The following is a 23,936-nucleotide window of genomic DNA, read 5'->3' on the forward strand; positions in this document are numbered from 1 at the left end:
CGGCGCCGCGTCCCCCGTTCGGCCGGGGAGCCGGGCGGGCGGCCGGGCGGCGCGGCGCCGGCGGCGTGCCGGGCGGCGTGGGCCGGGCGTTGTCAGACCCCGGTGCGAGACTGTGAGTCGGGTCACTCAGACCTGTTCGATCCGCAACCTCCCGACGCTCAGGAAGGGTTCGGTGATCACCATGGCAGGCGCGACGACGGGCGCACCGACGATGTGTCCGACGGTGCTCTACAGGGACGCCCAGGCCGCCGTCGAGCAGCTGACGGAGGCCTTCGGCTTCACCGTCGGCGCCAAGTACGAGGGCGAGGACGGCATGGTGCTGCACGCCGAACTCTCCTACGGCAACGGCGTGGTGATGCTCGGTTCGAAGGGCCGCGGCGGCATCTTCGACGCGGCGATGGGCGACGCCGGGCCGGCCGGTGTCTATGTCGTGGTCGAGGACCCCGACGCGCACTTCAAGCGGGCCGAGCAGGCCGGTGTGGAAATCCTGATGCCGCCCACCGACCAGGACTACGGCTCCCGGGACTACATGGCCCGGGACGCCGAGGGCAATATCTGGAGCTTCGGCACCTACGCCCCGAGCGGCGCCGGGGCCTGAGCCGCGGCCCGGCCCCGCACGCCGTAACGGGTCACGCACCGCCGGTGTGGACCTGGAACGCCGCCCGGCGGACGGCCTTGGCCAGTGCCGGATCGGGGTGCGCCGCGGCCAGCGCGACCAGCACCTGGACGGTGCGGGGGTGCCCGACGGCGCGCACCTCCGCCAGGAGGCGCGGTACGGAGCCCTGGACCGCCGAGTCGAGGTGGCGCACCAGCAGTTGGGTCTCACCGTGGTCGGCGACCGCGGCCGCGGTGTCCACCCACAGCCAGGTCGACTCCTCGCGGGTGAGCACGTCGGGCGCGGTCTCCGGGTCGCCGCCCTCGTGCTCGACCAGCCACAGCAGGGCGTAGGGGCGCAGACCGGGCTCGTCGGCGGCGGCGCGGACGGCGGGCTCGGCCGGTGCGCCGACCGCGCGCAGCGCCTCGAAGGCCAGGCCGCGCAGCAGCGCGTCCTCGCCGCGGGCCACGACCAGCAGCTCCTCGACGGCCGAGCCGACGGAGCGGGCGGCGAGCCAGGCGCGGTATTCGGCGCGGGCCGGTCCCGGGGTCAGCCGGGCGCAACCGCGCAGCATCGCCTCCGCGGACTGCTCGATGTTGCCGGCCGGGCTCTGCGCGGCGACACAGATCTGCTCCAGCTTGACCCATACCGACCAGTTGCCGAGCGGTGTCAGCTGCGCCTCGGACGCGTCGTGCGCTCCCTGATAGGCGTCGCCGTATCCGCCGTCGAAGGATCCGCCCTCGCGGGAGCGACCCCGCGCGCCGTGCGGCGGCACCAGCGCGCCGACGGTCAGCAGTGCGTCCAGCGCCCAGCCCAGCAGTTCGGCCAGCGACGCCCCCGCGGCGTCGTCGGCCGGCCCCGCCGCCCCGGCGGCGCCGGTGCCCTCGCAGGTGGCGGGGTCCTGCCCGTAGGGGACCTCGCAGCGCTCCGTACGCAGTTCGCTGACGCGCTGGTCGAGCATGTCGAGCAGCACCGGCAACCGGACGGGCCCGGCCGACAGATGCAGCAGGGACAGCAGCTGCGGCAGCGCCTCGACGACTTCGGCGACGATGGTGGGACCGGCGCCGGCCGGAGTGGGGCGGGCCAGCGACCAGGCGTCGAAGAGCGCGACCCAGCCGCGCAGCACGGCCGTGTCGTCGCGGTCCCAGGCGCGCAGCCGCCAGCCGGGTCGGGCGAGGCCGTCGTGGAGCTCGACGAGTCCGGCGAGCCGGGCCCGGTCCCAGTCGACGCGGACCTGCTGCGGCGTCAGGCCGAGGGCTTCGGCGGCGCGTTCCACGGCGGCCGTCGGCAGCGCCCCGTCCGGGCCGGCGCGCAGACTGCCGTCGGCACCGCCGGCGCTGTCGGCCCAGCGGGCGAGCCGGGCCGCGCCGGCCAGCACGGCGCGGGCCTGCCGGGCCAGCTCCGCGGGCGGCGGGGTGCCCTCGGGTGGGCGGGGCGCCGGGCGCTTGGCCCGGGTTGTCACCGCCCGGCGGGCGGCCGCAACCGGTTGACGGGGGACGAGTCGGAGCCGGGAGTCGCGCGGAGTACGGGACGTCACAGGAGCAGTCTTGCCGCTGACGGCCCGAAAGCCCAATCGGAACCCGACTTGCGATCTAGCGGGGCGGCGCCATCCCGCCGACCCATCCTGGATGTGGGGAGTTGTCCCCCCGTATGCCCGGGCGTCACCGAGACCGCGTCGCCCGGGACGGGGCGGGCGGCGCTCCCTCAGGGGCGGGCGGCGTCACATCAGGGGCGTGAGGAAGCGGCGCAGCGCCTCCTCGTAGCCGGCGGGGTCGGCGTTCCACATCGCGGCGTGCGGAGCGTGCGGCACCGCTTGAAGGGTGATCAGCTCCGGGCGGCGGGCGGCGAAGGCCCGGGAGGCCGCCCAGGGGGCGATCAGGTCGTCGGGGCCGTGGAAGAGCAGCGTGGGGACGTTCAGCTCGGCCGGGTCGGCGGCGTCCGCCGGCCGGTCCACGGGCATCCCGGTGGCGCCCTCGGCGGCGCGTACGACCAGCGGCAGCAGGGCCCGCGGGGCTCCCCGGGCGGCGGCCAGCGCGCGGACCGTGGCGTGCCGGTCGAGGACCGGCGAGTCCAGGATCAGTCCGCTGATCCGGTCGCGCAGCGCGGAGTGGGCGGCGGCGCGCAGCGCCATGGTCGCGCCGACCGACCAGCCGTAGAGCACGATGTCCCGGGCGCCGTAGCGGACCGCGTAGCGGATCGCGGCGTCCAGATCGCGCCATTCGGTGTGGCCGAGGTGGTTGATGCCGTCGGCGGTGCGGGGGGCGCCGAGGTCGTTGCGGTAGGCCAGGTCCAGTACGGGCAGCCGGTGGCGGTGCAGGAACGGCATCACGACCATGGGGTGCTCGCGGGTGGTGCCGAGCCCGTGCGCGGTGATGACCCAGGTGTCGCGTACGGCGGGGACGAACCACGCCGGGAGGGGGCCCAGTTCTCCGGGGATGTCGACGTCGGCGCAGTCGAGGCCGAGGGCGTCGCGGGGGTTGCCGATGTGCACCTGCGGGGTGAGCCGCATCCGCTTGCCCGGTTTGAGGGTGCCGTGGGTGACCCGCTCCAGGCGACGTACGACGGCGTCGACGGGGTGCGGGGCGCCGTGGACGACGGAGCCGACCACGGCGTGGCAGCCCGCGCCGGTGAGGCCGTAGGTACCGGGCCGCAGGGCGACCAGACTGCGGGTGAGGGCGATGCGCTCGTCGGTGGAGGAGTGCACGGTGAGGCGGGAGTCGCCGGGGAGAGGATGGTCGGGCGAGGGTTTCAGGGCGACGTCGCCGGCGTACCGGCCGACCGCCACGGCGGCCGCCCCGGCACCGATCACGGTGGCGGCGGCCACGGCCGCCGCAGTACCCAGACGCACCTCACCAGTGTGCGCAGCGGTCCCGGGTGCGGCCACTCGGCGGGGCGCGGAGGGCGGTCCCGGCGGGTGCCGGGCGCGGCGGACGGCCGTTCGCGGCGGCTCAGTCCCCGTGCTGGCCGTAGCCGCGCAGCCGCTCGCCGGCCTGCGCCAGCTCACCGGGCGACAGCAGGCTGGGGGTGTGCCCCGGGACGGACTGGGCGGTGAGCCAGACCCGGCACATCCACTCCAGTTGGGCGGTGCGGTCCAGTGCCTGGTCGAGGCTGTCGCCGTAGGTGAGGGTGCCGTGGTTCCGCAGTAGCGCGCCGGTGCGGTCGCGGAGCGCTGCGAGCAGGTGGTCGGCGAGTTCGTCGCTGCCGTAGAGGGCGTAGGGGGCGACACGTACGGGACCGCCGAGCTCCGCGGCCATGTAGTGGATCGGCGGGAGTGCGGTGACGAGGGTGGAGACGGCGGTGGCGTGCGGGGCGTGGGTGTGGACGACGGCGGTGGCCTTGGTGCTGCGGTAGACCGCCAGGTGCATGGGGAGTTCGCTGGTCGGCCGGAGCGCGCCGATGATCTGGCGCCCTTCGAGGTCGACGGCGGTGATGTCGCCGGGCCCGAGCCGGTCGTAGGGGACGCCGCTGGGGGTGACCAGGACCAGGTCCTTCAGCCGGCGGGAGACATTGCCCGAGGTGCCGACGACCAGCCCGTCGGCGACGGTCCTGCGGGCGGTGGCGACCAGTTCGCTCCAGGCGGCGGCGAGCTGGTCGGGGTGGTCCTTCATGGGTCCTCCGGCGCGGTGCGGCGAATGCGGATGCGGTCCGCGTCACCGTACGAGCGGGCCGGGGAAGGGTACGCCGGGGGCCCGCCGGTCCGCTATCCGCCATTTGGGGACAACTGCGACACTACGGGTGATTGGCCGGATTTAAACCGCCTTGCGCCGATCATCCGTTAACGTCGAAGCGGATCGCCCTGCACCCGGCTCCGCGACGGAGCCCTCCGCGCGCCTTCGCGGCCCCGCGGCGATCACCGGGACGACCAGGGCCCGTGCGACGGGTCTCCGCCAGCAAACCCCAAGAAGCCAGCCGACGGGTGATGCGGAAGTGACGTCAGATACACCTCCGCGTGAACACTGCGGGTGCGTCATCGCGGCGCCCGTCCCAGTTCACCTTCCGTTCACCCACTCTCCGTACGGTCCCGAGCGACACTGACCTTCGAACTGATTGCCTGGGTGAATGGAACACATCACGCTTCTCATCGGGATCGTGATCGTCACGGCCTTGGTGTTCGACTTTACGAACGGCTTCCACGACACGGCCAACGCAATGGCCACCACCATTTCCACCGGCGCCTTGCGACCCAAGACCGCGGTGGCGATGTCAGCGGCACTGAACCTCGTCGGAGCGTTTCTGTCGGTGGAGGTCGCCAAGACCATCTCCGGCGGGATCATCGACGAGGGTGCGGGCATCAGACCTGAAGTGATCTTCGCCGGCCTGGTCGGCGCCATCATCTGGAACCTGCTGACCTGGCTCGCGGGTCTCCCCTCCAGCTCCTCCCACGCGCTCTTCGGCGGTCTGATCGGCGCGACGCTGGTCTCCGTCGGTACGAACGGCGTGCACGGCGAGGCCGTGGTCATGAAGGTCCTGATCCCGGCGGTGGCCGCCCCGATCGTCGCGGGCCTGGCCTCCATGGCCGCGACCCGGCTCACCTACCGACTGGCCAAGGGCCGCGCCGAGGCCGACACCGCCAAGGGCTACCGCGCCGGCCAGATCGCCTCGGCCGCCCTGGTCTCGCTCGCCCACGGCACCAACGACGCCCAGAAGACCATGGGTGTGATCACCCTCGCGCTGATCACCGGCGGAGTGGTCGCCCCGCACGCCGACCCGCCGATGTGGGTCATCGCCTCGGCCGGTCTGGCCATCGCCCTCGGCACGTACCTGGGCGGCTGGCGGATCATCCGCACGATGGGCAAGGGCATCACCGACATCCAGCCGCCGCAGGGCTTCGCCGCCCAGACCGGCGCCGCGGCCACCATCCTGGCCTCCTCCCACCTCGGCTTCGCGCTCTCCACCACCCAGGTCTGCTCCGGTTCCGTGATGGGTTCGGGCCTGGGCCGCAAGGGCGGCGTGGTGCGCTGGTCCACGGCCGGCCGGATGGTCGCCGCCTGGGGCCTGACGCTGCCGGCCGCCGGTGCGGTCGCGGCGGGCGCCGCGTTCCTGGCCAAGCAGGGCGACTGGGGCGTGGCCGCGGTGGCCATCCTCGCGCTCGGCATCTGCGGCGCGATCTGGGCGGCCTCCCGGCGCAAGCCGATCGACCACACCAACGTCAACGAAGGTCCGGCCGCGGAGCCGGTGGGCGTGGTGACCGCCGCGCTGCGCACCGTCTCCCCTCCCCCGGCCGGCCAGCGGGCCCCGCAGGCCGACGCCTCCGAGGACTCCGAAGCGCCGGCGGCCGACGCCGCCACTCCTCCCGCCCCGCGTGCCCAGGCCGCGACGGTCACCCGCTAGCGGCTCTCACCTAAGGAACACTGCATGAGCATCGACTGGGCAGCTCTCGGCCAGGTCTTCGGCGTCAGCCTCGTGGTGACGGTCGGGATCGTGGGCCTGTTCACCGTCGGCATCGTCGGCACCTCCGGCAAGTCGGGCCAGGAGGGCGAGGCCGCGGTGGCCACCGCTCCCGGTGCGGGCGCGCGGGCCGGTGCGATGGCCGCCTTCGCCCTGTGCGCGGCGGCCGTGGCGTACGGCATCTATCTGATCGTCGCCGGCTGACGCGTCCGCCGGCATCGGCGGACGAACGGCGACGCGGACGACACGAGGCGTCCGGTGGAAGGCGGCTGCCGCCGCGTTCCACCGGGCGCCTCGTGCTGTGCCGGCCCACGGGGCCGGGCCCCGGGCGCGGGGATCACCCCCGCCCGCTGAGCGCCTCGTCGGCCTCGCGGGCCAGCGCGTCGGCGATCGCAGTACCGCCGCGGCTGTTGAGGTACTCGGACACCCGGATCTGCACGACCTTGCTGAAGGTCTGGTAGTGGGCGCTGCGCGGACGGGGCTGGGCCGCCCGCAGCGCCGCGTACAGCGTCCGGGTGTACGGCGGCTCCTGACCGGGCCACGGCGCCCGCCGCCCCGTGCCGTGCTCACCGCGCTCGGGCGGCAGCGGGCAGGCGGGCGCCTTGGCCGCCTCCCGGTACGACGAGTCGCGGGTCGCGGCGAACCCCCGCTCCAGCAGACAGCGTTCGCTGCCGGGGCTGGTCAGCGCCTCGATCAGGGCCCGCGCCCCGGCCGGCCGGCGGCTGCCGGCGGAGATCGCCAGATTCTGCCCGCCCAGGACGGACATCCGCTTGCCGTCGGTGGGGCGGGCCGGCAGCTCGGCGACCGCGAACTGCTTGCCGGGGGTGAGCTTCTCGGCGACCGAGGCGTACTCCACCGGCCAGTTGCGCATGAACAGGGCGCGGCCGTCGGCGAACCAGCGGCGGCTCTCCGTCTCGTCCATCGCCGTGGCCTCGTGCGGCATGATCGAGTCGAGCCGGTCCTTGACGTCGGCGACGCCCTGCTGGAGCGCGCCGACCTGCTCGCCCTTGGTGAAGCTCGGGGCGTCCGGGTCGCCGCCGTTGGCCCAGGCGGACTCCAGGGTGTTGACGGTCAGCCCCTCGTAGGGCCGCAACTGGGCGACCATGCCGTACATCTTGGGGGCCTTGGCGCCCTTGCCCTCGCGGGCGAGCCGGCGGTTGTAGGCGTCGGCCACCTGGCCGGCCACGTTCTTCAGCTCGCCCCAGTTGGCGGGCGGTTGGTCATAGCCGTATTCGTGGAGGAGGTCCTTGCGGTAGTACAGCAGCCCGGCGTCGCTGTTGAAGGGGACACCCCAGATCTTGCCGTCGTGGTCGACGGTCTTGACCACGCTGTCGAGGAAGTCGCCGTCCAGGGCCGTGCCCCAGGGGCGGATGACGCCCGCCTCGGCGAACTCCGCGGTCCAGGCCACGTCGAGGTTGAGCACGTCGTAGTCGCTGTTGCCGGACTGGCCGGCGGCCAGCAGCTGGCTGCGCTGGCCGTCGGCGGTGTCGGGGAGCTTGACGATCCGCACCGAGCGGCCGGTGCGCCGCTCGAAGGCCTCGATGAGGTCCTGGCGGACGCCCGTACTGCTGAGGTCGCTGCCGGTGGCGAAGACGATCGGCCCCTTCTCGGGGCCGGGCTCCGGGCCCGACGCGCAGCCGCCGACCGCCGCCGTCAGCGTCAGGCACAACAGGGTGGCCGGCAGCGCGCCGCGCGGCGTCCTCACCGGTCCTCCCTGCCCGCGGTGCCGACGGAGGCGACCAGTCCGGCCAGCAGGTCGGGGGCCTGCGGACCGCCGGGCACGCACTGCCCCTTCGAGGCGCCGGCCAGTCCCTGGAGGACGAAGGTGTCGCAGCCGGACCGGCCCATCACCAGCGTCAGGACCGGCACCGCGGGCTGCCTCTTCAGCAGCGCGGTCAGGGTGCGCTCCACACCCGCCGCGCGCCCGGGCCCGCCGTCGTCCTCGTCCATGATGAGCACGATGGCCTGATTGCTGACGGCCGACTTCTTCATCTCCCGTACGGCGACGGTCAGCGCCTCCTCCATCGCGGCGCCGTGCTCGACCAGCGCGTCCGCTCCCCCCTTGGCGATCCGGTCCAGTGCGGCCTTACCGGGCGCCGGGGCGGCGGTGCCGAGCGGAACGGCCCGGCGCACCGCCGCCGGATCACCCGGGTGCGCGCGGTCCGGGAAGGTCCACAGGCCGTAGGTGTGGCGGTCGCCGACCATCTCCAGGACCCGCCCGGCCGCGCCGAGGGCGACGGGGAGCTTGCCGCCGTCGGCCATCGAGGTGGAGGCGTCCATCAGGATCAGCAGCCGGCTGGACTTCTGCGCCCGGTCGTAGCCGTCCAGCACCCGGGCGACCTGGTCGGCGCCGGCCGTGAAGGGGATGACCGGGGCGTCGAGGTCGGTGTTGGCGCGGCTGCTGCGCAGCGGGGAGTTCGCGGCGGGCGCGGGCACCGTGCCGTCCTTGCCGGGCACCGCGCGGTAGCCGTGCGCGGTGAGGACGCGCTGGCCGCCGTCCGGGGCGCGCAGCCAGTCGGCGAAGCGGTCGGCGGCGGCCTGCCGGGGGGCGGCGTCCCCGGCGCCGTGCCAGTCGACCCGGATCAGCGGGTGGTCCAGGGCCGGGACGTTCCTGGGGTAGTAGGCGGCGAAGCGGTCGCCGGGCGGCGGTGGGGAACCCAGGGCGGGGCAGCCGCCGATGGCGTGGCCGAGGTTGAAGTCGGCGAGGGACTTCTCGGAGACCAGCGGCGCCGAGCGGGCGGCGCGTCCGCTGCCGGGGGTGCCGCCGGCGGCGTCGGGGCGCAGCGAGCACAGCAGCTCGGTGCTGCCCGCGTACTGGCTGCCCGGGGCGGAGAGCCGCTGCTCGGCGCTCTCGGCGAGGGCGGGGTCGGGGGCGCCGGACGCGTCGATGTGCGAGCCGTCGTTGGCGAGGTAGAGGCCGATGGTGTGCAGCAGTCCGGTGCCGGAGAGCACCGGGCTGGGGCGCAGGAGACGCAGGTCGCGGTGTGCGCTGTCGGTGCCGGTGAGGAGTTCCTGCCAGGAGGCGCCGACCGGTTCGACGTCGGCGAGCCGTTCGGTGGCCGGGATGCCGACGACCAGCGGGCTGTAGGCCACCGGGCCGGTGTTGTGCAGGGTCGCGGGGGATCCGGTGGGCGGCATACCGCGACGGGCCTCCTCGTAGTCGGCGGTGGATTCGGGGACCCACAGGTCGGGTTGGGGTCCCGGCCGGTAGAGGGGGTCGGTGCCCTTGGCGTCCTGGAGGTCCTTGCCGGTGCCCTGGGCCTGGCCCTGCCAGCGGTCGGCGGCGGCGAAGCCCTGGTCGACCTGGTCCTTGGCGGCGGAGTAGACGGTGATCTGGGCGCGCCGGCAGCCCGCGGGCAGATCGTCCTCGCCGTGCAGCGGGCGGGTGTTGAGCTCGGACATCTCGTACCCGAAGGCGGCCTGGCGCAGGGTCGGTTCGGCCTCCGGGGCGGTGAGCAGCCGCAGTTCGAGGGCGGGCGGGCAGTCCGGCGGCGGGCGCAGCGCGTGCACGGTGACCAGCGTGGCGGCGGTGAGCGCGAGGACCGTGCACAGCGCGAGCAGGAGCCGCATCCGGGCCCGGATGTGCCGGTTGAACCAGCGGCGTAAACGGACCCGCGGCGGCGTCGGCAGCCGGGCCTCGGGGGTGGCGAAGGACAGGATGACGTCGTCGAGGGTGTTCTGCTTCGCGGAGCGCGGCTCCCAGACGTCCCCCATCGGGGTCCGCTCGTCGGCGAGCCGGGTGCGCAGCTCCCGTACGAGGTCCTCGAAGGCGACGAAGCGCCGACCGGGGATGCCGCGTTCGAGGACCTCCACCACGGCGCGGGTGAAGAGGCTGCCGCCGGCCGGCTCGTCGCCGCTGAAGATCCGGCGGTTGGGCTGGGCGGCCATCAGCAGCGACACGGGCTTGCGCAGGGAGTGGAAGGCGCCGTCGGCGTTGCCGGCGTAGCAGCACTCCAGGACGATCACGATGCGCTCGGCCCGCGCGTTGTCGAGGCAGGAGAGCACCATGTCCTGCCAGGAGACGGTGGTGTGGCTCTGCCGGGGCACCGAGGCGCCGACCATCAGCTGCAGATCGCCGCCGTCGCTGCCGACCCGGCCGTGGCCGGAGAAGTGCACCAGCAGCAGACCGCGGGCCTCGTCGGCGGCGGCCTTGAGGGCCTGCCCCAGCTCCCAGGGCTCCGCGGGGCGGCAGAGCTCGACCTCGTCGGCGGTGAACAGGTCCGTGGCGGTCAGCGCCCGCCGCAGCTCGGTGGCGTTGTCCTCCACCGCCGGCAGGCCGGTCAGGGTCGTGTAGTCATGGACACAGACCAGCAGCGCCCGGTTGATCTTTCCCCGCGCGTCGTATTCGGACATCCGGGTCAGCCCTCGCCGGTGCTGCCGCCCTCACGTGCCGGTCCGCCCGGATCGGGGCGGTCGGTGTCGCCGACCGCCTGCAGCTCACCGCCCGTGCCGGCGTCGACGGCGGGCGCCTCGCCCTCGGCCCGCTCCTCCTTGCGGCGCCGCAGCCACTCCCGCAGGGCGATGCCCAGCCCCTTCGTGACCTCGGCGGCGACCGCGCCGACGATCACCAGGATCAGGTCGTCCACTCCCACGGCCATGTCGCCGGGGCCGGCCGCGGCGGCGCCGTCCGTGCCGGCCGCGTCCTGGGCGGGGCGCGGCCGCTGCTCCCACGTGTGGTCCCGGCGGCTCAGCCAGGGTTCGCGCTCCAGCCACACCTGGAGGTCGTCGATGTCCTGCTGCGGATTGTTCGTCCCCGTGATCCTGATGCGGATCTCGTGATGACCGGCGCTCTCCGGCATCCCCCAGCCCCCTTCCGGCGGCCCCTTCGCCCCCGTGCAACAGATAGTGACGTGGGATCAGGGGCTCAGGCAACCGTCTGTGACGCGGCCGCCACCCTGTGGCGTGTGCCACAGCGCCTGCCACGGGGCAGCGTCGCAGGTCAAGGATGAGTTGACGGGCGTTCGCGGGGCGTGGTGGACTGCCGGAGCCAATCGGCGACAGATGAGGAAGTCCGGTGAGAATCCGGCGCGGTCCCGCCACTGTCACCGGGGAGCGTTCCTCCAGCGAAGGCCACGGTCCGCCTCGCGTACGTCTGACGGCGTACCAGGACTGGAAGGCCGGGGGCCACGCCGATCCGGGAGCCAGGAGACTCTTGTCGCCGTCACGTCGAGCCAGGGCGCGGACCCTGAGTGAGGACATACCGCCATGCCCGGCTGCCCTTCGAGAGCACCACTGCACGGCCCCACAGGGCCCCTTCCGGCGGTCTGACCCGATGCGCGGCGAACACGCGGGATACGCGTGCGGCGCGGCCCTGGGCTTCCTCGCCGACCTGATCGCGGCGGATCCGCGGCGCGGCCATCCGGTGGCCGCGTTCGGCCGGGCCGCGGGCGCCGTGGAGCGCCGGCTGTGGCGCGACCACCGCGGGTACGGCGCGGCACATGCCGTGCTGTGCGCGGGCGGTGCGGCCGCCGGAGCCGCCCTGCTCCAGCGCGCCGCGGGACGCTCCCGCGGCGCCCGGGTCGCACTGACCGCGGCGACGGTCTGGGCCGTGCTGGGCGGCACCTCGCTGGGCCGGGAGGCACGCGCCGTCGGCGGAGCGCTCACGGCGGGCGATCTGGACGTGGCGCGGGAGCGGCTGCCGCATCTGTGCGGGCGCGATCCGCAGGCGCTGGACGGGCCCCAGTTGGCCCGCGCGGTGGTGGAGTCGGTCGCCGAGAACACCTCGGACGCGGTGGTGGGCGCCCTGGTGTGGGGCGCGCTCGGCGGGGTGCCCGGCCTGGTGGCGTTCCGGGCGGTGAACACGCTGGACGCGATGGTGGGTCACAAGTCGCCGCGCCACCGCCGCTTCGGCTGGGCCTCGGCCCGGCTCGACGACCTCGCCGGCTGGCCCGGCTCCCGGTTGACGGCCACCCTGGCCGTGCTCGCCGGCCCCGACCGGCGCGGCGCGCTGCGGGCCTGGCGGGCGGACGGCGGGGCGCACCCGAGCCCCAACGCGGGCCCGGTGGAGGCGTCGTTCGCGGGTGCGCTGGGCGTCCGACTGGGCGGCACGCTGGCGTACGGCGGGCGGGTCGAGCACCGCCCGGTGCTCAACGGCGGGGCGCGGCCGGTCGCGGCGGGCGACATCGAGCGGGCGGTACGGCTGTCGCGGAAGGTGAGCGCGCTGGCGCTGGCGACGACGGTGGCGGGGCGGCTGGTGGCGGGCGCGGTGTCCCACAGGAGCGCGGCGCGCCGCGGGAGCGGGAGGAAGAGCCGGTGAACGGGCGGAGCAAGGTGTCCGGCGGGACCGTCGGCGGGGGCCTGTTGGTGGCCGGTACGACGTCGGACGCCGGCAAGAGCGTGGTGACGGCGGGGATCTGCCGCTGGCTGGTGCGCCAGGGCGTGCGGGTGGCGCCCTTCAAGGCGCAGAACATGTCGCTGAACTCGTTCGTCACGCGCGAGGGCGCGGAGATCGGCCGGGCCCAGGCGATGCAGGCCGCCGCGGCGCGGGTGGAGCCGACCGCGCTGATGAACCCCGTGCTGCTCAAGCCGGGCGGCGACCGCAGCAGCCAGGTGGTGCTGCTGGGCAAGCCGGTCGGCGAGCTCAGTGCCCGCGGCTACCACGCGGGCCGGCAGGAGCAGTTGCTCGGCACGGTGACCGACTGCCTGGCCGAGCTGCGGCGTACCCATGACGCGGTGATCTGCGAGGGCGCCGGCAGCCCCGCCGAGATCAACCTGCGGCGCACCGACATCGTCAACATGGGCATCGCCCGGGCCGCCCGGATACCGGTCGTCGTGGTCGGCGACATCGACCGCGGCGGGGTGTTCGCGTCCTTCTTCGGCACCACCGCGCTGCTGTCGAAGGAGGACCAGGCGCTGGTGGCGGGGTACCTCGTCAACAAGTTCCGGGGCGATGTGACGCTTTTGGAGCCCGGCCTGGAGATGATGCGGCGTCTGAGCGGGCGGCCGACGCTGGGCGTGCTGCCGTTCGCGCACGGGCTGGGCATCGACGAGGAGGACGGCCTGCGGTTCTCACTGCGCGGTGCGGTCCGCGAGAGCGTGGTGGCGCCGCCGCACGGCGCCGATGTGCTGCGGGTCGCGGTCGCCGCCGTCCCGCTGATGTCGAACTTCACGGACGTGGACGCGCTGGCCGCCGAACCGGGCGTGGTGGTGCGGTTCGTGGACCGGGCCGAGGAACTGGCCGACGCGGATCTGGTGGTGCTGCCGGGGACCCGGGGCACCGTCCGGGCGCTTGCGTGGCTGCGCGAGCGCGGCCTCGCGGACGCGATCGTCCGGCGGGCCGCCGAGGGCCGCCCGGTGCTGGGTATCTGCGGCGGCTTCCAGATGCTGGGCGAGCGCATCGAGGACGAGGTCGAGTCGAGGGCGGGCACGGTCGAAGGACTGGGACTGCTGCCCGTACGGGTGCGGTTCGCGGCGGAGAAGACCCTCGCGCGGCCGGCCGGCGTGGCGCTGGGCGAGCCGGTGGAGGGGTACGAGATCCACCACGGCGTCGCCGAAGTGACCGGCGGCGACGAGGCGTTCATGTCCGATGGCCGAGGGCACGGCCTCGACGGCTGCCGGGTCGGCTCCGTATGGGGCACGCACTGGCACGGCTCGCTGGAGAGCGACGGCTTCCGCCGGGCGTTCCTGCGGCGGGTGGCGGCGGACGCGGGGCGGGCCTTCGTCCCGGCCCCCGACACGAGCTTCGCCGGTCTGCGCGAGGAGCAGCTGGACCGGCTGGGCGATCTGATCGAGGAGCACGCGGACACCGACGCGCTGCTCCGGCTGATCGAGGAAGGGGTGCCGGAGGGGCTGCCGTTCGTGCCTCCGGGGGCGCCATGAGGGGTACGCATGGGACGGATCGGGCCGGCGACGTGGAGGATGACAAGGCATGACAACGGTGCACAACACGACCCCGCAGTACCCCTTCACCGCGGTCGTGGGGATGGACGACCTGCGGCTCGCGCTGCTGCTGAACGCGGTGAGCCCCGCGGTCGGCGGTGTGCTGGTACGCGGCGAGAAGGGCACCGCCAAGTCCACCGCGGTCCGCGCGCTGTCGGCTCTGATGCCGGCCGTCGACGTGGTCGGCGGCTGCCGCTTCGCCTGCGCTCCCGCCGCCCCCGACCCCGGCTGCCCTGACGGGCCGCACGAGCCGGGCGCCGTCGAGCACCGCCCGACGCGCATGGTCGAGCTGCCGGTCGGCGCCTCCGAGGACCGGCTGGTCGGCGCGCTGGACATCGAGCGGGCCCTGTCGGAGGGCGTGAAGGCCTTCGAGCCGGGGCTGCTGGCGGACGCGCACCGCGGCATCCTGTACGTCGACGAGGTCAACCTCCTCCACGACCACCTGGTGGACCTGCTGCTGGACGCCGCGGCCATGGGCGCCTCCTACGTCGAGCGCGAGGGCGTCTCCGTACGGCACGCGGCCCGCTTCCTGCTCGTGGGGACCATGAACCCCGAAGAGGGCGAGCTGCGGCCGCAGTTGCTGGACCGGTTCGGGCTCACGGTCGAGGTCGCGGCCTCGCGCGAGCCGGAGCAGCGGGTGGAGGTGGTCCGCCGGCGGCTGGCCTACGACGCCGACCCGGCCGGCTTCGCGGCGCGCTGGGCGGCCGAGGAGGAGGCGCTGCGCGGGCGCATCGGCGCCGCCCGGGAGCTGCTGGCGAGCGTGGTGCTGGGGGACGCGGCGCTCCGCCAGATCGCGGCGACCTGTGCCGCCTTCGAGGTGGACGGGATGCGCGCGGACATCGTGATGGCGCGCACCGCCACGGCGCTGGCCGCGTGGGCGGGGCGCACGGACGTCGAGGAGGAGGACGTCCGGCAGGCGGCGCTGCTGGCGCTGCCGCACCGCCGGCGCCGCAATCCGTTCGACGCCCCCGGCCTGGACGAGGACAAGCTCGACCGGACGCTGGAGGAGTTCGGCGGGGCGGACGAGAGCGCGGACGGCGAGGACGATCCGGAGCCGGACGGTCCGGACGACGGTCCCGACGGGGGCGGTCCGGGCGGGGCGCCGCCGCCGCGGGAGGGCGGGCCGCAGGAGTCGCCGCAGCCTCCGGGGACCGAACTGCCGCACCAGCAGGAGCGGGAGGCCCCGCAGGCACCCGAGGCTCCCGAGAAGTCCGAGCCCGAGCCCCGGCCGCAGGCGGGCGCGGCCGGTGAGAGGCCGGCCGTCGGGGCCACCGAGCCGTTCCGGACGCGCCGGCTGGACGTACCGGGCCTGGGCGAGGGCGCCGACGGCCGCCGCTCCCGGGCCCGTACGGCACATGGCCGGACGACCGGTGCCCGCCGCCCCCGGGGCGCCCTGGGCAAGCTGCACCTGGCCGCGACCGTGCAGGCCGCGGCCCCGCACCAGCACGCGCGCGGGCGGCGGGGCAGCGGCCTGGTCGTGCGCAGGGACGATCTGCGCGAGGCGGTGCGCGAGGGCCGCGAGGGCAATCTCGTGCTGTTCGTCGTGGACGCGTCCGGTTCGATGGCGGCGCGCAAGCGGATGAGCGCGGTCAAGGGCGCGGTGCTCTCGCTGCTGCTCGACGCCTACCAGCGCCGCGACAAGATCGGCATGATCACCTTCCGGGGCGCCGGCGCCGACCTGGCGCTGCCCCCGACGTCATCGGTCGAGGCCGGTGCCGCGCGCCTGGAGCAACTGCCGACGGGCGGCCGGACGCCGCTGTCGGAGGGGCTGCTGCGGGCCCACGAGGTGCTGCGGGTGGAGCGGATGCGGGACGCCTCGCGCCGCCCGCTGCTGGTGGTCGTCACCGACGGGCGGGCGACCGGCGGCCCCGACCCGGTCGCGCGGGCCACCCGGGCCGCCCGGCTGCTGGCCGCCGAGGGCACCGCTTCGGTGGTCGTGGACTGCGAGGCGGGCCCGGTGCGGCTGGGGCTCGCGGGCGAACTGGCCCGGGAGCTGCAGGGCACGGCCGTCACCCTCGACGAGCTGCGCGCGGACAGCGTCTCCGCGCTCGTACGGACCGTGCAGGGCAACAGGACCGATCACGCCAACAGGAAGGCCGCGTAATGCCGCAGGGACAGCCGTCCGTCGTACCGAACGACGGGCTCACCACCCGCCAGCGCCGCAACCGTCCGCTGGTCTTCGTCCACACCGGCCAGGGCAAGGGCAAGTCCACCGCCGCCTTCGGGCTGGCGCTGCGCGCCTGGAACCAGGGCTGGCCGGTCGGGGTGTTCCAGTTCGTGAAGTCGGCGAAGTGGAAGGTCGGCGAGGAGCGGGCACTGAAGGTGCTCGGCGAATCCGGCGAGGGCGGCACCGTCGCCTGGCACAAGATGGGCGAGGGCTGGTCCTGGGTGCAGCGCGACATCGCTTCCAGTGAGGACGCGGCGCGCGAGGGCTGGGAGCAGGTCAAGCGGGACCTCGCCGCGGAGACCTACAAACTGCTGGTGCTCGACGAGTTCGCCTACCCGCTGAAGTGGGGCTGGATCGACACCGAGGAGGTGGTGTCGGTGCTGCGCGACCGCCCCGGTACGCAGCATGTCGTCATCACCGGGCGCGACGCCCCCGAGGCGCTGCTGGACTTCGCCGACCTGGTGACGGACATGACGAAGGTCAAGCACCCCATGGACGCGGGTCAGAAGGGCCAGCGGGGCATCGAATGGTGAGCCGGGCATGAGCAACGGGTCGATTCCGCGGCTGGTGATCGCCGCGCCGTCGTCGGGCGCGGGCAAGACGACGGTGGCCACCGGCCTGATGGCGGTGTTCGCCGAGGCCGGGCTCACGGTGTCGCCGCACAAGGTGGGTCCCGACTACATCGACCCCGGCTACCACTCCCTGGCGACCGGCCGCCCCGGCCGCAACCTGGACGCCTACCTGTGCGGTCCCGACCGGATCGCACCGCTGTTCCTGCACGGCGCGGCGGGCGCCGATCTCGCGCTCGTCGAGGGCGTGATGGGGCTGTTCGACGGGGCGTCGGGGAGGGGCGAGCTGTCCTCGACGGCGCAGGTGGCGAAGCTGCTGCGGGCGCCGGTGGTGCTGGTGGTGGACGCCTCCTCGCAGTCGAGGTCGGTGGCCGCGCTGGTGCACGGCTTCGCGTCCTGGGACCCGGAGGTGCGGCTGGCCGGGGTGATCCTCAACAAGGTCGGCTCGGACCGCCATGAGCAGCTGCTGCGCGAGGCGATGGACTCGTCCGGGGTGCCGGTGCTGGGTGCGCTGCGCCGCGACGGGCGGGCCGGTACGCCGTCGCGGCATCTGGGGCTGGTGCCGGTCGCCGAACGGCGGGCCGAGGCGCTGGAGTCGGTGCGCGAACTGGCCGCACGGGTGCGCGCGGGCTGCGACCTCCAGGCGCTGCTGGCGCTGGCCCATACGGTGCCGGAGCTGCCGGACGCGCCGTGGGATCCGGCGGCGGAGGTGGCGGCTGCGAGCACGGAGCCGGCGGCGGCCGGCGCCGCGAAGCCGCTGATCGCCGTGGCCGGCGGCGCCGCGTTCACCTTCTCCTACGCCGAGCACGCCGAGCTGCTGGCCGCCGCGGGCGCCGAGGTGGCCCCGTTCGACCCGCTGCGGGACGAACGACTGCCGCCCGGCACCGACGGGTTGGTGATCGGCGGTGGCTTCCCCGAGGTGTACGCGCCGGATCTGTCGGCGAACGCCCCGCTGCGCGCCGCGGTGGCCGAGCTGGCCGCCTCCGGGGCGCCGGTGTCCGCCGAGTGCGCCGGGCTGCTGTACCTCTCCCGCGCGATCGACGGGAAGCCGATGTGCGGGGTGCTGCCCGCCGAGGCCCGGATGACCGAGCGGCTGACCCTCGGCTACCGGGAGGCGGTGGCGCTTCGGGACAATGCGCTGGCCACGGCCGGGACACGGGTGCGCGGCCATGAGTTCCACCGCACGGTCCTGGAGCCGGGCGCGGGCGCGGAGCCGGCGTGGGGGCTGACCCACCCCGAGCGGCGCGTGGAGGGCTTCGTGACGGGCGGGGTACATGCGTCGTATCTGCATGTGCACTGGGCGGCGGAGCCGTCGCTGGCCGCCCGGCTGGCACGGAGCGCGACCCGGGGCGCGACGGCACAGGGCGCCGTCCGATGACGGGCACCGTCGGTGCGGCCGGGGCGCCCGCCGTTCTCGACCATCTCGTCTACGCCACGCCCGACCTGGAGGCCACGGTCGCCGAGGTCTGCGAACTGACCGGGGTACGGCCGGTGCGCGGCGGCAGCCATCCGGGGCGGGGCACCCGCAACGAGCTGCTGGGCCTGGGCGGCGGGGCGTACTTCGAGATCATCGGACCCGACCCGGAGCAGCCCGCGCCGGACGGGCCGCGGTGGTTCGGCGTCGACGCGCTGACCGGGCCGCGGCTGGTCACCTGGGCCGTCCGCGTCACCGGGATCGCCGCCCGGGTCGCCGCGGCACGGGCCCGCGGGTACGACCCGGGCGATCCGGTGGCGATGGCCCGGCGGACCCCGGACGGCGGCCGGATCGCCTGGCAGCTGACGTCTCCCGGGGAGGGCCTGACGCCCTTCCTGCTCGACTGGGGCGAGACCCCGCATCCCTCCCGCGCCCTGCCGGTGGTGCCGCTGGTCTCGCTCGGCGCCACGCACCCCGAGCCCGCCGCGGCCCGGGACGAGCTGGCGGCGCTCGGCGTCCGGTGGCCGGGCGAGCCGATCGCCGCCGGACCCGCCGGGCAGCTGACCGCCGTCCTGGAGGGGCGGCACGGCCCGGTGGTCTTCGGGCGGGGAGCCGTCGCGCGGTGAAGCGCGGTACGGCCGACGTCGCCGGCGGGACCGGTGCGCCCCTGATCGCCGGTGTGGGCGCGAGCCGCGGCGTCCCGGTCGGCGAGGTCCTGGACCTGATCACGGCCACGCGGGCGGCGGCGGGGCAGGCGGACCGGCCGGTCGCGGCGCTGGCGACGGTGGCCACCAAGGCCGCCGAGCCGGGTCTGACCGGGGCGGCGCACCGGCTCGGGGTGCCGCTGCTGTCGTTCCCGGCGGCGGCGCTGGCGGCCGTACGGGTACCGGATCCGTCCCCGGCCGCGGCCGCCGCCGTCGGCACGCCGAGCGTGGCCGAGGCGGCCGCGCTGCTGGCCGCGGGGCCGGGCGCCGAACTGGTCGCCGGCAAGCGGAAGTCGGCGCCGCCCGGACGGCCGGCCCGTGCCACCTGCGCGCTCGCGGCGCCGGCAGTAACAGAGAACGGTGCGCTTACCGCTGGTAGGGAGGGAGCGGCAGCCGCCCCGATCACGGGTGCCGATATCGTCATGACCTCCCTCGCCCCGCCCCGCCGTGGCCCGGGCCGGCGGACGGGGGTCATCGGCGACGAAGCACCCGACGGCGAAACCACCGGCACCAAGGAGAATCAGTGACCACCCCTCCCGCACTGCTCATCGCCGGTCACGGCACCCGTGACGAGGACGGGGCCGAGGCCCTGAGCAGCCTGGTGCGCCTGCTCGGCACGCGCCACCCCGACGTGCCCGTCGCCGGCGGGTTCTTCGGTCCGACGGACGCGCCGATGCCGCTGGACGACGCCGTCGACGAGCTGGCCGAGCGGGGCGCGACCCGCGTCGCCGCCGTACCGCTGCTGCTGACGCCTACCGGGTCGGGCGGTCCGACGCTGCCCGAGGCACTGGAACGGGCGGCCGCGCGCCACCCGGGAGTCGGCTTCGCCAGCAGCGCCGAGCCGGGCCCGCACCCCCGGCTGCTGGAGGTGCTGGAGCAGCGGATGGACGACGCGCTGGGCGGCGGCGCCCGCCGGCCCCAGGACCGGGCCCGTACGACGGTGCTGCTGGTGGGGCGCGGGTCGAACGATCCCTACGTCAACGCCGAGGTCGCCCGCGCCGCGCGACTGCTGTGGGAGGGGCGCGGCTTCGCCGGCGTGGAGACCGCGTTCGTCCAGCAGGCGGCGCCCGATGTGCCGGCGGGCCTGGACCGGTGCCGGGCACTGGCCGCGGCCGCCCCCGGAGCGGACGGCGCGAACCGGATCGTGGTCCTGCCGTACTTCTTCTTCCCCGGCGGCCTGTTCGAGCGGCTGTGCATGCAGACCGAGGGCTGGGCCGCGGCGTACCCCGACATCGAGGTGTACGGCGCGCAGGCGATCGGCACCGGCGACGAGGTGGCCGAGGTGGTCATGGAGCGCTACCGCGAGACGGTCGCGGGCGGCGCGGCGTGGCCGGGCGCCGCGGTGGCGGCGCGCGCCGGGGACCGGTGAGCATGCCCGCGTCCACCGAGTCGGTACGGCTGCGGGAGTCCGGCCCGGCCGACCCGGCGCCCGAGCCCGATCTGCGGCATCACGGCGACGCCGAGGTGCGGGGCGCGGACGCCGGGCTGACGGATCTGGCGGTCAACGTCCGCACCGGCACTCCCCCGGCCTGGCTCAAGGACCGCATCGCCGCGTCCCTGGACGGCCTCGCCGCCTACCCGGACGGGCGGGCGGCGCGCCGCGCGATCGCCGCGCGGCACGGGCTGCCCGCCGAGCGGGTGCTGCTGACCTCGGGCGCCGCGGAGGCGTTCGTGCTGATCGCGCGGGCCCTGCCGGCCCGTCGGCCGGTGGTGGTGCATCCGCAGTTCACCGAGCCGGAGGCGGCGCTGCGGGACGCCGGGTACGACGTCGGGCGGGTGCTGCTCGACGAACGGGACGGCTTCCGGCTGGATCCGGACGCGGTGCCGCGGGACGCGGATCTGGTCGTCGTCGGCAACCCCACCAATCCGACGTCCGTCCTGCACCCCGCGGCGGTACTGGCACGGCTGGCGCGGCCGGGCCGGACGCTCGTGGTGGACGAGGCGTTCATGGACGCGGTGCCCGGCGAGCGGGAGTCGCTGGCCGGGCGCACGGATCTGCCGGGGCTGGTGGTGCTGCGCAGCCTCACCAAGACCTGGGGGCTGGCGGGGCTGCGGATCGGCTATGTGCTGGCCGCCGAGGACACCATTGCCACCCTGGAGCGGGCGCAGCCGCTGTGGCCGGTCTCCAGCCCGGCGCTGGCCGCCGCCGAGGCGTGCTGCGCGCCCGAGGCGCTGGCGGAGGCCGCCGCGGCGGCCGAGGAGATCGCCGCGGACCGGGCCCATCTGCTGGCCCGGCTGGGCGAGTTCGGGCAGATCCGGGTGGCCGGCCCGGCTGCGGGCCCGTTCGTGCTGATCCGACTGCCGGGGGCGGCGGAGGTACGGACCGGGCTGCGGGAGCGCGGCTTCGCGGTGCGCCGCGGCGACACCTTCCCCGGGCTGGGCCCGGACTGGCTGCGGCTGGCGGTACGGGACCGCGCGACGACGGACCGGTTCGCCGCGGCGCTGGCGGAGGTCCTCGGGCGGGTCTAGGGGGTGTGCGCGAGCTGCTCCGGCCCGGACGGCGCGGCGGCGGTGCGGGCCAGATGGCCGGCGGCCGACTCCGCCAGGGTGCGCACCGCCGGGTGCCAGGGGCGGGAGTGCGGTCCGGTCAGTACCAGGCGGCGCGAGGTCTGCGGCTGCAGCGGCAGCAGCACCAGGTCCGGGGGGATCAGCGAGCGGGAGACCTCCGACAGCACGGTCACGCCGATACCGGCCTGCACCATGCTGATCAGGGTCGCCAGGTCCCGTACCCGGTGCGCGGGGGTGAAGCGCAGCCCGGCCAGGCGGTGGATCGTGCGGATGCGGGCCTCGCAGCCGTTGGGCGAGATCAGGAACTGGTCGTCCTCCAGGTCGCGGATGTCGACGGCCGGCTCGTCCGCGAGGGGGTGGTCGCGCGGCAGCAGGGCCCGGTAGCCGTCCATGGCGAGCTGGATGCCGGGGCCGGGCGGGGGGTCGATCAGGACGGCGGCATCGGCCGTCCCCTCCTCCAGCCAGGTCGCCACCTCGGCGCTGTCCCCCTCGAAGACCCGCAGCGTGATCCGCGGCTGGTCCTCGCGCCAGTGCCGCAGCAGGCCGGGGACCAGTCCCTGGCAGACCGTCGGGGTGGAGGCCAGCCGCACGGTGCCGGTCATGGTCTCGGTGGCGTCGGCCGCGATCTGCTCCACGGACCGGGCCGCCGACAGCGCGATACGGGCGTGCGGCAGGACCCTCCCACCGAGCGCCGTGGTCCGCACCGGGGTCGCGCGGACCAGCAGCGGGGCGGTCAGCTCGCGTTCGAGGGAGGCGACGGCGTGCGACACCGCCGACTGGCTCAGGCCCAGTTCGGCGGCGGCCGCGCTGAAGCCGCCCGCGTCGACGACGGCGAGGAACGCCCTCAGCTGGGCGAGGTTGACGGTCATGCGGCAGCCTCATATCGCTATGACATCCATGCGTTGGATCTATGGTCCCAGGTTGGCGAGGCTTGCTCCGTGCCGCCCGATCGGGCGGCACGGAGCAAGCCGCTGCCGAGGAGAGCCATGCCGTACTTCCGTGTGACCGTCACCGACCCCGACCTCCCCACCGATGTCCAGCGCGCCCTCGCCGAGGGGCTGACCGGGCTGGCGGTCTCGGTCCTGGGCAAGTCGAGCGCCCGCACCATCGTCCACGTCAACCCCGTTCCGGCCGGCGGGTACTTCGTCGACGGCAGGCCCCTGACCGGCGGCCGCGACGCGCACGTGGAGGCGAGCATCACCCTCGGCACGAACAGCGCCGCGGAGAAGGCCGCCTTCATCGCCGAGGCCGGTGCGCTGCTGTCGGACATCCTCGGCCCGCTCGCCCGGTCCGGGGTCGCCCTGCACGAACTGCACCCCGAGAGCTACGGCTACCACGGAGTGACCCAGTTCGACCACTACCGCCGGGTCGGGGACGCGCCGGCCGCCCGCTGAGCCGCCGACGGCCCGGCCGCACGGCAGGCGCGGTGCGCCGTTACGCGCCGCCTCCGGCACGTAACGGCGCACCCCGGGCCGTACCCCGCACACGGCGCCCCCACAGCACCGGCACGGGGTACGGGGCTGTCAGCCGCGACCGCCCTGCGGTGCGGCGGTGCGGCGGCGGCGAGCGTAGAGCGTCGATCCGGCACCCGCGGCGATCAGCAGGGCCGCGCCTCCGGCGAGGTACGGGGTGACCGAACTGCCGCCGGTCTCCGCGAGGTCGGGGGAGTCGGCCCCGGAGCCGGCCCGGCTCACCTCGGTGCCGCCGCCGGCCGGCTTGTTGCCACCGTCGGGCTTGCTGCCGCCGCCCGGCTGCGACGGGCCGCCGCTGCCACCGGAGCCGCCCTGCTCGGGCGTCTTGCCGTGCGGGGCGGTGCAGGTGGCACGGGCGAGGGTGACCTTGCCGCGCACGTCGGCGACGTTCAGCTTCAACGGATTGACCGCGACGTTCAGTTCGAGCGCGGTGGCCGCGGCGCTCCGGTCCGCGACGCTCTTCTTGGACAGGTCCAGGCGCACCTCGCCGACGCCCGGCACCTTGACCTCCGTCGTGCCGCCCGCCGTGAGCGTGACCTTCTTGCCCAGGACGCGGACGTCGCCCAGCACATTGGACTCGGCGCGGGGCCGCTCGCCCGCCTCGCACACCGCCTTGGCGGTGACCTGCTGGACCTCGATCAGGGACAGCAGCGGCAGACCGGGCAGCCGGACCTTGGCGTGCACCAGGTTCGCGTAGCCCTCGGCCTTGCGGCGGTCGGCGGTGGCCCGTGCGGTGGCGACGTCGGCGCGCAGCACGCTGAACGGCTTGCCCTGGTCGACCCCGTCGAGGTCGACGCTGAGCGCGGTCTTCTCCGCGGAGGCCGGTGCGCGCACCTCGTTCAGGACGACGTTCAGCGGGACGTCGCCCCCCTTGTCGAGCAGGCCGACGTTCAGCCCGGTGCGCAGCACGACCGCGCCGGACGTGCCGCGGGTCGAGCCGTGGTCCCCGGTGGCGTGCGCGGGCGCCGCACCGAGCAGGGCGGCGGGGCCGGCCGTCAGCGCCGTGGCGACGACGGTCGCGGCGAGGCGTCTGGGCATGCCGGAGAAGTAGGTGGGACTGATGGACACGTGTGTGGAACCCCCACGAGAGAGATGGAGCCGCCGACCGCGCCGATGGGGGACATCACGCGGGCCGGCGACCTCGACCCGCACATCGTGTCCGCACCGAGGGTGAACGGGCAGCCACGTGAGGTGAGTTCACCCCAATGGGTGGTTTTCGCGCTTTGATTCGATTCCTGCGG

Annotated in this window: 21 protein-coding genes and 1 riboswitch; of the genes, 13 read left to right on the forward strand and 8 right to left on the reverse strand. The window is 75.2% G+C overall.

Annotated features, from left to right (window positions below):
• The first annotated feature begins 181 nt into the window (after positions 1 to 181).
• Positions 182 to 598, forward strand: a complete 417-nt coding sequence (locus WAB15_RS10625) for a VOC family protein (RefSeq protein WP_399150046.1) — start codon at positions 182 to 184, stop codon at positions 596 to 598.
• Positions 599 to 629: 31 nt separating this feature from the next.
• On the opposite strand, the gene WAB15_RS10630 is transcribed toward WAB15_RS10625, so the two are convergent.
• From WAB15_RS10630 to WAB15_RS10640, 3 genes are all read right to left on the reverse strand, one after another.
• A complete protein-coding gene (locus WAB15_RS10630; protein ID WP_399149989.1) occupies positions 630 to 2,132 on the reverse strand; it encodes a hypothetical protein in 1,503 nt (500 codons plus the stop codon).
• A gap of 183 nt (positions 2,133 to 2,315) precedes the next feature.
• Entirely contained in the window at positions 2,316 to 3,443 is a 1,128-nt protein-coding gene (locus WAB15_RS10635; protein ID WP_399149988.1) for an alpha/beta hydrolase, read from the reverse strand.
• Between the two features lie 100 nt (positions 3,444 to 3,543).
• Positions 3,544 to 4,203 carry a class II aldolase/adducin family protein gene (locus WAB15_RS10640; RefSeq protein ID WP_407286064.1) on the reverse strand — a complete coding sequence of 220 codons (660 nt, stop codon included), beginning with the start codon at positions 4,201 to 4,203 and terminating at the stop codon, positions 3,544 to 3,546.
• A 451-nt stretch (positions 4,204 to 4,654) separates the two neighbouring features.
• Here WAB15_RS10640 and WAB15_RS10645 point away from each other — a divergent pair, with 451 nt between their 5' ends.
• Positions 4,655 to 5,926: an inorganic phosphate transporter gene (locus tag WAB15_RS10645; RefSeq protein ID WP_407286065.1), complete on the forward strand. Its 1,272-nt coding sequence runs from the start codon at positions 4,655 to 4,657 to the stop codon at positions 5,924 to 5,926.
• 24 nt (positions 5,927 to 5,950) lie between these two features.
• On the forward strand, positions 5,951 to 6,187 hold the full coding sequence (locus tag WAB15_RS10650; RefSeq protein WP_399149985.1) for a hypothetical protein: 237 nt from the start codon (positions 5,951 to 5,953) through the stop codon (positions 6,185 to 6,187).
• 133 nt (positions 6,188 to 6,320) lie between these two features.
• On the opposite strand, the gene WAB15_RS10655 is transcribed toward WAB15_RS10650, so the two are convergent.
• From WAB15_RS10655 to WAB15_RS10665, 3 genes are read right to left on the reverse strand one after another with little or no spacing between them, the layout of a single operon-like run.
• On the reverse strand, positions 6,321 to 7,688 hold the full coding sequence (locus WAB15_RS10655; protein WP_407286066.1) for an extracellular solute-binding protein: 1,368 nt from the start codon (positions 7,686 to 7,688) through the stop codon (positions 6,321 to 6,323).
• A complete protein-coding gene (locus WAB15_RS10660) occupies positions 7,685 to 10,336 on the reverse strand; it encodes a caspase family protein (protein ID WP_407286067.1) in 2,652 nt (883 codons plus the stop codon). The genes WAB15_RS10655 and WAB15_RS10660 overlap by 4 nt, the downstream gene beginning before the upstream one ends.
• A gap of 5 nt (positions 10,337 to 10,341) precedes the next feature.
• Positions 10,342 to 10,782 (reverse strand): hypothetical protein, encoded by a 441-nt coding sequence (locus WAB15_RS10665; protein WP_399149982.1) that lies wholly within the window; start codon positions 10,780 to 10,782, stop codon positions 10,342 to 10,344.
• Positions 10,783 to 10,984: 202 nt separating this feature from the next.
• Positions 10,985 to 11,135: riboswitch (cobalamin riboswitch) on the forward strand.
• A gap of 120 nt (positions 11,136 to 11,255) precedes the next feature.
• Between WAB15_RS10665 and WAB15_RS10670 the strand changes: the two genes are divergently transcribed.
• From WAB15_RS10670 to cobC, 9 genes are read left to right on the forward strand one after another with little or no spacing between them, the layout of a single operon-like run.
• The gene (locus tag WAB15_RS10670; RefSeq protein WP_407286068.1) at positions 11,256 to 12,239 is read left to right on the forward strand and encodes a cobalamin biosynthesis protein; all 984 of its coding nucleotides are present in this window, start codon (positions 11,256 to 11,258) and stop codon (positions 12,237 to 12,239) included.
• Positions 12,236 to 13,801: a cobyric acid synthase gene (locus WAB15_RS10675; protein ID WP_407286069.1), complete on the forward strand. Its 1,566-nt coding sequence runs from the start codon at positions 12,236 to 12,238 to the stop codon at positions 13,799 to 13,801. The genes WAB15_RS10670 and WAB15_RS10675 overlap by 4 nt, the downstream gene beginning before the upstream one ends.
• 49 nt (positions 13,802 to 13,850) lie before the next feature.
• Positions 13,851 to 15,965 carry a putative cobaltochelatase gene (locus WAB15_RS10680; protein ID WP_407286070.1) on the forward strand — a complete coding sequence of 705 codons (2,115 nt, stop codon included), beginning with the start codon at positions 13,851 to 13,853 and terminating at the stop codon, positions 15,963 to 15,965.
• Positions 15,965 to 16,561, forward strand: coding sequence for a cob(I)yrinic acid a,c-diamide adenosyltransferase (gene cobO / locus WAB15_RS10685; RefSeq protein WP_399149978.1), 597 nt, complete (start codon positions 15,965 to 15,967; stop codon positions 16,559 to 16,561). The genes WAB15_RS10680 and cobO overlap by 1 nt, the downstream gene beginning before the upstream one ends.
• Before the next feature lie 7 nt (positions 16,562 to 16,568).
• Complete coding sequence (locus WAB15_RS10690) at positions 16,569 to 17,975, forward strand: cobyrinate a,c-diamide synthase (protein ID WP_407286071.1); 1,407 nt, start codon at positions 16,569 to 16,571, stop codon at positions 17,973 to 17,975.
• Positions 17,972 to 18,637 carry a VOC family protein gene (locus WAB15_RS10695; RefSeq protein WP_407286072.1) on the forward strand — a complete coding sequence of 222 codons (666 nt, stop codon included), beginning with the start codon at positions 17,972 to 17,974 and terminating at the stop codon, positions 18,635 to 18,637. Before WAB15_RS10690 ends, WAB15_RS10695 begins: the two co-directional genes overlap by 4 nt.
• Positions 18,634 to 19,242, forward strand: coding sequence for a cobalamin biosynthesis protein (locus WAB15_RS10700; RefSeq protein WP_407286073.1), 609 nt, complete (start codon positions 18,634 to 18,636; stop codon positions 19,240 to 19,242). The genes WAB15_RS10695 and WAB15_RS10700 overlap by 4 nt, the downstream gene beginning before the upstream one ends.
• The gene (locus WAB15_RS10705; protein ID WP_407286074.1) at positions 19,239 to 20,084 is read left to right on the forward strand and encodes a sirohydrochlorin chelatase; all 846 of its coding nucleotides are present in this window, start codon (positions 19,239 to 19,241) and stop codon (positions 20,082 to 20,084) included. Before WAB15_RS10700 ends, WAB15_RS10705 begins: the two co-directional genes overlap by 4 nt.
• A gap of 2 nt (positions 20,085 to 20,086) precedes the next feature.
• On the forward strand, positions 20,087 to 21,184 hold the full coding sequence (gene cobC / locus WAB15_RS10710; protein WP_407286075.1) for an Rv2231c family pyridoxal phosphate-dependent protein CobC: 1,098 nt from the start codon (positions 20,087 to 20,089) through the stop codon (positions 21,182 to 21,184).
• Here the strand turns inward: cobC and WAB15_RS10715 are convergent.
• Complete coding sequence (locus WAB15_RS10715) at positions 21,181 to 22,092, reverse strand: LysR family transcriptional regulator (protein ID WP_407286076.1); 912 nt, start codon at positions 22,090 to 22,092, stop codon at positions 21,181 to 21,183. The genes cobC and WAB15_RS10715 overlap by 4 nt on opposite strands.
• 117 nt (positions 22,093 to 22,209) lie before the next feature.
• Between WAB15_RS10715 and WAB15_RS10720 the strand changes: the two genes are divergently transcribed.
• Positions 22,210 to 22,617 carry a 4-oxalocrotonate tautomerase family protein gene (locus WAB15_RS10720; RefSeq protein ID WP_399149971.1) on the forward strand — a complete coding sequence of 136 codons (408 nt, stop codon included), beginning with the start codon at positions 22,210 to 22,212 and terminating at the stop codon, positions 22,615 to 22,617.
• Positions 22,618 to 22,746: 129 nt separating this feature from the next.
• Here the strand turns inward: WAB15_RS10720 and WAB15_RS10725 are convergent, their stop codons facing one another.
• Positions 22,747 to 23,733: an SCO1860 family LAETG-anchored protein gene (locus WAB15_RS10725; protein ID WP_407289200.1), complete on the reverse strand. Its 987-nt coding sequence runs from the start codon at positions 23,731 to 23,733 to the stop codon at positions 22,747 to 22,749.
• Positions 23,734 to 23,936: the final 203 nt, after the last annotated feature.

Source organism: Streptomyces sirii, assembly GCF_045690365.1.
GTDB lineage: Bacteria > Actinomycetota > Actinomycetes > Streptomycetales > Streptomycetaceae > Streptomyces > Streptomyces sirii.